At 62.9% G+C, this 6331-nt stretch carries 8 protein-coding genes; 3 read left to right on the forward strand and 5 right to left on the reverse strand.

All coding sequences use genetic code 11. The features are described from left to right. Together ACGVJ8_RS11445 and ACGVJ8_RS11450 are read left to right on the forward strand one after the other, a co-directional pair. Nucleotides 1-1091, forward strand: a 1091-nt coding sequence (locus ACGVJ8_RS11445) for a nicotinate-nucleotide--dimethylbenzimidazole phosphoribosyltransferase (protein ID WP_392348206.1), incomplete at its 5' end; no start/stop codon positions are given. Next, on the forward strand, nt 1088-2101 hold the full coding sequence (locus tag ACGVJ8_RS11450) for an ABC transporter substrate-binding protein (protein WP_392348208.1): 1014 nt from the start codon (nt 1088-1090) through the stop codon (nt 2099-2101). The genes ACGVJ8_RS11445 and ACGVJ8_RS11450, both read left to right, overlap by 4 nt. On the opposite strand, the gene ACGVJ8_RS11455 is transcribed toward ACGVJ8_RS11450, so the two are convergent. Both ACGVJ8_RS11455 and ACGVJ8_RS11460 read right to left on the reverse strand, forming a co-directional pair. After that, entirely contained in the window at nt 2075-3196 is a 1122-nt protein-coding gene (locus tag ACGVJ8_RS11455) for an aldo/keto reductase (protein ID WP_392348210.1), read from the reverse strand. The genes ACGVJ8_RS11450 and ACGVJ8_RS11455 overlap by 27 nt on opposite strands. Next, nucleotides 3193-3741, reverse strand: a complete 549-nt coding sequence (locus tag ACGVJ8_RS11460; RefSeq protein WP_392348212.1) for a bifunctional nuclease family protein — start codon at nt 3739-3741, stop codon at nt 3193-3195. Before ACGVJ8_RS11460 ends, ACGVJ8_RS11455 begins: the two co-directional genes overlap by 4 nt. Before the next feature lie 49 nt (nt 3742-3790). Here ACGVJ8_RS11460 and ACGVJ8_RS11465 point away from each other — a divergent pair, with 49 nt between their 5' ends. Then, the gene (locus tag ACGVJ8_RS11465) at nt 3791-4459 is read left to right on the forward strand and encodes a riboflavin synthase (RefSeq protein WP_392348220.1); all 669 of its coding nucleotides are present in this window, start codon (nt 3791-3793) and stop codon (nt 4457-4459) included. Here ACGVJ8_RS11465 and ACGVJ8_RS11470 read toward each other — a convergent pair. The 3 genes from ACGVJ8_RS11470 to ACGVJ8_RS11480 all read right to left on the reverse strand — a co-directional run. Next, the gene (locus ACGVJ8_RS11470) at nt 4444-4815 is read right to left on the reverse strand and encodes an AbrB-like transcriptional regulator (protein ID WP_392348214.1); all 372 of its coding nucleotides are present in this window, start codon (nt 4813-4815) and stop codon (nt 4444-4446) included. The genes ACGVJ8_RS11465 and ACGVJ8_RS11470 overlap by 16 nt on opposite strands. Before the next feature lie 54 nt (nt 4816-4869). After that, nucleotides 4870-5469, reverse strand: coding sequence for a heme-copper oxidase subunit III (locus tag ACGVJ8_RS11475; RefSeq protein WP_392348216.1), 600 nt, complete (start codon nt 5467-5469; stop codon nt 4870-4872). Further along, nucleotides 5466-6331: cbb3-type cytochrome c oxidase subunit I (locus ACGVJ8_RS11480; RefSeq protein WP_392348218.1), on the reverse strand; the 866-nt coding region annotated here is incomplete at its 5' end. The genes ACGVJ8_RS11480 and ACGVJ8_RS11475, both read right to left, overlap by 4 nt.

Raw genomic sequence — 6331 nt, forward strand, 5'->3', positions numbered from 1 at the left:
GGACATCTAAGGATCAACCGGTGGATCTGTTGCTGGTGTTGGCGGCTACGCGGACGGCTGAGCATGAAGGGATCTCCGCCGCTGGCTCTACTGCAGCCTCGCGGCGTTATACGGCCCTTGCTGATGCGGAGCTCCTGATCCATGGGCCGGCTGGGCAGCGCCGTTGGCCCCTGCCGCCGCTGCCCGCTGGGGTCTCCCCCGCCCTGCTTAGCCATGTGGCGGTGCATCGCCTGAAGCTGACACCGCAGGTGGCGGCTCTCGGCCTAGACCAGAAACCCGATTTCCCTCATCTGGCCATTGAGCCCCTGGATCAGGGGCCGTCGGCATGTCTCTCCAGCGGTGCGGCGATGCCGTTGTCGCGGGTGCAGCACCTGTGGCGAGAGGGGGAGCACTTGGGGCGGCGGCTGCAACGCCCCCTGGTGCTTGCGGAATGTGTTCCAGGAGGAACCACCACCGCTCAAGCGGTGCTGACGGCCCTCGGCGTGGAGGTTGCCCATCTGATCAGTGGTAGTGCCCGTCAGCCCCCCCAGCAGTTCAAGCAAGCGCTGGTCACCCGAGGCTTGCAGAGGGCATCCCTCGGAGTAGATCCTGCGGCCGAGCAGATCCTGGCCGCTGTTGGTGATCCCTTTCAGGCCTTCACTGCAGGGGTGTTGGTGGGAGCGGTGTCCTCGGAACAACCGCTATTGCTGGGTGGTGGTTGCCAGATGCTGGCTGTTCTGGCGCTGGCAATGCAGGCTCTGCCCGCCAGTCAGCGGGAGCGCCTGGTTGCGCAGGTGCTGATCGGCACCACCGGCTGGCTCGCTGATGAGGGTGCGGCTGCCGCGAGCCAATCTCCCTTTGGGGGGCTGGTGGCTGCCACCGCGGGCCACGTGGCTGCCACGCTATCCGTCCTGGCCTGTGGCGTGCGTTTTCACAACAGCGCCCATCAGCCGTTGAGGGACTACGAACGAGGCTATGTAAAAGAAGGTGTGGGAGCCGGTGCCCTGCTGCTGCTCGCCCAGCTGCGGGGCTGCTCCTGTGCCGAACTGGTGCTCGATTGTGAGCGTGCCTTGGAGCAGCTGCTCAGCCGCCCCGTAACGTCAACCCCATGAACGTCTGGAGTGAGCGGTTGGGTCCCCTGAGCCGGCGCCATGTGCTCCAGATGATCGGGGCGACGGGAACCGTGCTGCTGGCCGGCTGTCGTCCGGCGACAGCCACTCCAACACTGATGGCCCCAGCTGGTGTGCTGCCAAAACCCTGGGCTGATGCTTTGCCCAAGCCTTGGCGCCTGACGCTGGCTCCCGCCCAGCAGGACTGGACGCCGGAGGATCAGGCGCGCGCCGATTTGTTAGTGATAGGTGATGGGTGGCTTGATGCTCATCCAGCGGACACGCTCCAGCCCATTGCTTCTGAACCGCTCCGCAGCCAGTTGGATGCTCAGGCCAACGCTCTGCTGGGAGGCTTCGGTGCCCTTCAGGATCGGGTGTTGCCGCTGGCCGTCAGCCCCTGGGTGATGCTGCTGCAGGATGACTCGGCCGTGGCGCAGGAGGGGTGGTCCCTGTTGCTGGATGCTGCCATGGCAGGGCGTGTGGTGCTGCCCGCCAGCCCCCGCCTGGTGATGAGCCTGGCGGACCATCTAGGCGGAGGCCATGCTTTGAGCGCGCTGCGTCGCCAGGTTCTCACCTACGACGACCGTCAAGCCACCAACTGGCTGCTCAAGGGGGAGGCTCGGCTGGTGGTTCTTCCGCTCAACCGCTGCATCGCCCTGCTGGGGCGGGATCCCCGTCTTCGGGCGGTGCTGCCTGCCTCCGGTGCTCCTTTGCATTGGGCTGTTCTGCTCCGACCGGATGCCAGTCGTGAACCGGTGCCCCAAAGCTGGGTCGAGCTTGGTTGGCGGGCTCCCCTGCGTCGCCGCTTGGCGCAGCTTGGTTGGCGGGCTCCCATCACCTCGTCGGGGTCAATTGAGGATCAGAAGGCCTTTTCGGCGCGTCTACGGCCTCTGCTCTTTCCGGCTGCTGACACCTGGTCGCGCTGCTGGTCGCTGCCGCCTCTGTTGCCCGAAGACCGGAGCGCCTTACAAGGCCTCTGGCGTGATTCAGCTCCAGAGCCGCCGTTGCGGTGAAGCCTCCAACCGTTGGTGGGTGTCCGCCAGTAGTTCAGGAATGGGCAATTGATGAGGGCAACGGGGAAGGCACTCCCCACAGCCTTCACAGGCGGAGGCATCGTGCTCTTCCCACCAGTGGCCGGCACAGCCGATTAGGTTGTAACGCTCCTGCGCAAAGGCGGTGAGCCCATGGCCCATGGCCAGATTGCGCAACCGCAACAGTTCTGGAATCGGAACCTCGTTCGGACAGGGGAGGCAGGCCTGACACTGCTTGCAATGCTCCTGGCCGAGCCGTTCCTGCTGCCGTGCTTCTGCCGTGCATAGAACCTGTTGCTCTATCTGGCTGAGGGGTCCATCCTCCTGCGCCAGTTTTGCCGCGAGTTGAAGATCGCCTGCAGCCGCTGCACCGACGGTCAAGGTGCTGATGCCTTGCGCTAGCAGGAATCTGCAGGCCAGCTCTATGGGGGCAAAGGGAGTGCAGTCCTCCACCAATGTTGGGCTGGGAGCCTGCAGGCGACCGCCTTTGTCGGCAGGGGAGATCGCCATCACACCAAGGCCTTGCTCCAGGGCCCAACGGGCCAGGGGCAGGCGCTGGGGATCCAGCCAATGTAGGTGCAGGCTGCAGAAGCTGAATCGTTGGCTGCGCAGCGCTCGATCGATCAGCGGGTTGCTGCCATGGCTGCTGAAGCCCACCTGGCTGACCAGGCCGCTGGTGAGGGCCCAGTCGAGAAGCCTGGACCCATCGCCCACCAGGGCCCAGTCCAGGTGCTCCTCCCGGTTGATGCCATGGACCGCCAGGTTGTCGAGTTGTGGACAGCCCAGGCGCTCCAGGATCTGGTCAAGGCGACGTTGTCCCTCTTCGAAGCTCAGCCCTGGCAGCAGTTTGCTGGTGATGACCCAGTGGCCTGAGCTTGTGCGGCTGTTCTGGCCAAGGGCCTCTCCCAGAAAATGTTCCGCAGGTCCGTAGGCCGGGGCGGTTTCCAGGTGATTGATTCCAGCTGTCGCTGCCGCGTCGAGCACCTCGGCCATTTGTGCGACTGAGTTGAGGGCTCGCATCGTGCCCAGGCTGAACAGGCTGACGGGGCGGCCGCTGCCGAAGGCGCGGGTTTTCACTCCTCCGAGGCTGCTTCGTTGTCCTGGTTGCGCAGATGTCGCGCCAATGCAGCAGGGCTGAGCTCGTTGATGAAACGGCTGAAGGCACTTTGATCCTCAGCATCGGCCTCCGCATCCACCGGAATCGATGCTTCAGCCACCACCTCCTCCAGCATCCAGATGCCGCTGCCGGTGCGGATCGCCAGCGCAATGGCATCGCTGGGTCGGGCATCCACTTCGATCAGTTCCAGCACTTTGTTCTCAGCCAACTCCGCTTCGTCGAGATCAGGTCGCAGCTTCAAGACCGCATGAAAGGTGCTGTCTTCAATCGCGTGGACGATCACGCGTTCCAGTTCGAGCCCCCCAGCCACCAATAGTGCTGCCATCAGGTCATGGCTAAGGGGGCGTGGTGGTGCCCCCCCCTGCAGTCCGGCCATGATGTTATGGGCTTGCGCTTGGTCGATCCAGATCGGGATCTGACGTCGACCGCTTGGATCCCGCAGCAGCACCATGGGTGTGCGGCTGGCGGCATCGAGGGCAATGCCGGCGACGCTCATTTCGACCATGTCGTCGGCGCAGCTCTATCCGATTATGGCCAGAGATCCGCTGCGAGCGATGTTCACGGGGCTGGTGCAGTCAGTGGGAAGGATCGAGCGACGTGCCGGGGCGGTGGTGGTTTGGGGCTGTGCTCCATTTGCCCCCCTGGCCCTTGGCGACAGCGTGGCTGTGGATGGCGTTTGCCTCACGGCGGCAGAGCTGATGGCGGATGGCTTCCGCGCCGATGTGAGTGAGGAAACCCTGCGTCGCACCACGTTGGGACGTAAAGCGGACCGTGGTGGAGCGGTGAACCTCGAGCCGGCGCTCCGGCTGAGTGACCGCCTTGGCGGTCATCTGGTGAGCGGTCATGTGGATGCCACCGGTGAAGTCACCCGCGTGGAGACTCTCCCCCACTCCTGGGCCCTGTCGATCCGCTGGTCGGAACCCCGATTCGGCCGTTACGTCTGTGAGAAGGCCAGCATCGCTGTGGATGGGATCAGCCTCACGGTGGCTGAATGTTCAGCCGATGGAACGACGTTCAGCCTCGCCGTCATCCCCCACACCTGGGAGGCGACGACCCTGAAACATCTGGCTGTCGGGGACACCGTGAACTTGGAGGCTGATCAACTGGCCCGTTATGCCGAGCGGCGGCAGCATGCCACCGCTGCCGATGATGGAAACGCCGATGGCCGAAACAAGAATGAGGATCTATCAGCCAGCTGGCTGGCTGATCACGGCTGGTCTTGATCCATCTGCTGAAGAACGATCATTCCGGAGTCCCGCTGGAGCTCGATCTTGAACTCCTGGCCGGGTTCCAGTCCGAGCCGACGGGTGTAGGCGTGGCCAATCAGCAGGTTGCCGTTGCCATGCACACGGGTTCGGAATTCGGCCTGGCGACCTCGGCTGCCGCCCGAGGAACTGTTGTTGCTTTTTGGCAATTGCCATCCCTGGGCCGCCGCTTTGGCCTCCACCAGGGCCCGATAAAAACTCTTTTTCAGCAGACGACCACTCGGGCCCACGTAGCCGCAGCCGCGGGCGATGTCATCTTCCGGCCGATTGCTGAGCGATCTGGCCTTGTCCAGCAGTTCCTTGCCGACCAGCATTTCAGGAGTTGATTCAACTGAATTCTGGCCACGCTCGCCAATCAAGGCAAGGGATCAGAGCAGATAAAGAATCACGAAGAGAATCACCCAGATCCCATCAACAAAGTGCCAGTACAACTCCGCTGCTTCCAGGGGGAAGTGGTCGGCTGCAGTCACGCGGCCCTGCGGATGCCTTGCCTGCCACCAGACGATCAGGATCATCAGGGCGCCAAGGGTCACGTGGAGACCATGAAATCCCGTGGCGGCGAAGAAGGTGCTGGCGTAGAGGTTGTCGGTGAGGCCAAAGGGGAGTGTGAAGTACTCCACCATTTGGCTCACCAGAAAGGCCAGGCCGAGGCCTGCGGTGATCAGTAGCCAGCGTCGACAGCGGCTGTGATCGTCCTGTCGGATCGCCTGGCCGGCCCGGTGGAAGGTGGCACTGCTCACCAGCAGCAGAACGGTGTTCAAGATGGGCAGCGGCAGCTCCAGTTCGTAAATGGCCCCATCCGGTAGGGGGTTCACCGCCTTAAAGGTGAGGTAGGCCGCAAAGAAGCCGGCGAAGGTCATGGCGTCCGCTACAAGAAAAGTGGCGAGGCCGAATATGCGGTGATCGGGATGCTCGGCATGCTCCCTATGGCCGTGGTCCTGATCCTTAATGGGAACTGTGGTGGTCATTTGCCGCTGCTCCACAGATCACGACCGCTGGCTGCGGTCAGGTCCAACTCGTCCGGTGGGACGCCGTAGCCGTAGGGCTCTTCCACCAGAGGCGCCTCACCAACCCAGTTTTCGACCGGTGGTGGAGAACTGGTCAGCCATTCGGGCGTCAGTGCTCTCCAGGGGTTGTCCCCTGCAACAGGACCGCTGAGGGCGCTGTGAATCACATTCCATAGGAAGGGCAGGGTGCTGATGGCCATCAGCAGGGCTCCGACGGAGCTGATTTGATTGATCAGGGTGAATTGGGGGTCGTATTCAGCAACGCGTCGCGGCATCCCATTGAGGCCCAGCCAGTGCTGAGGGCCGAAGCACAGGTTGAAGCCGATGAAGGTGAGGGCACAGTGCAGGCGGCCGAGATCTTCGTTCAGCATCCGGCCGGTGAACTTGGGATACCAGTGGTAGATCGAGGCAAAGATCACGAACACCGATCCACCGAAAACGATGTAGTGGAAGTGGGCGACAACGAAGTAGGTGTCGTGCACGTGAATGTCGAACGGTACCTGCGCCAAGGCGACCCCTGTGATGCCTCCGAGCACGAAGTTCACAATGAAGCCGCATGAAAACAGCATGGCGCTGTTGAGGCTGATGCGTCCACCCCAGAGTGTTGCCAACCAGTTGAAGAATTTGATGCCGGTGGGAACGGCGATAAATGCGGTGGCAATGGTGAAGAACAGGCGCATCCAGGGAGGTGTCCCGCTGGTGAACATGTGATGCGCCCACACGATCAGGCCCAACACAACGATGGCCATGATCGAATACACCATCGTCACGTAGCCGAACAGCGGCTTGCGGGCATGAACCGGCAGGATTTCGCTCACCAAGC

The organism is Parasynechococcus sp. (genome assembly GCF_042954245.1).
Taxonomy (GTDB): Bacteria; Cyanobacteriota; Cyanobacteriia; order PCC-6307; family Cyanobiaceae; genus Parasynechococcus.

Coding starts and splice junctions, on each gene's coding strand:
- ACGVJ8_RS11460 (WP_392348212.1), bottom strand. CDS start 3,741: ATGGTCGAAATGAGCGTCGCCGGCATTGCCCTCGATGCCGCCAGCCGC.
- ACGVJ8_RS11465 (WP_392348220.1), top strand. CDS start 3,791: ATGTTCACGGGGCTGGTGCAGTCAGTGGGAAGGATCGAGCGACGTGCC.
- ACGVJ8_RS11450 (WP_392348208.1), top strand. CDS start 1,088: ATGAACGTCTGGAGTGAGCGGTTGGGTCCCCTGAGCCGGCGCCATGTG.
- ACGVJ8_RS11470 (WP_392348214.1), bottom strand. CDS start 4,815: ATGCTGGTCGGCAAGGAACTGCTGGACAAGGCCAGATCGCTCAGCAAT.
- ACGVJ8_RS11475 (WP_392348216.1), bottom strand. CDS start 5,469: ATGACCACCACAGTTCCCATTAAGGATCAGGACCACGGCCATAGGGAG.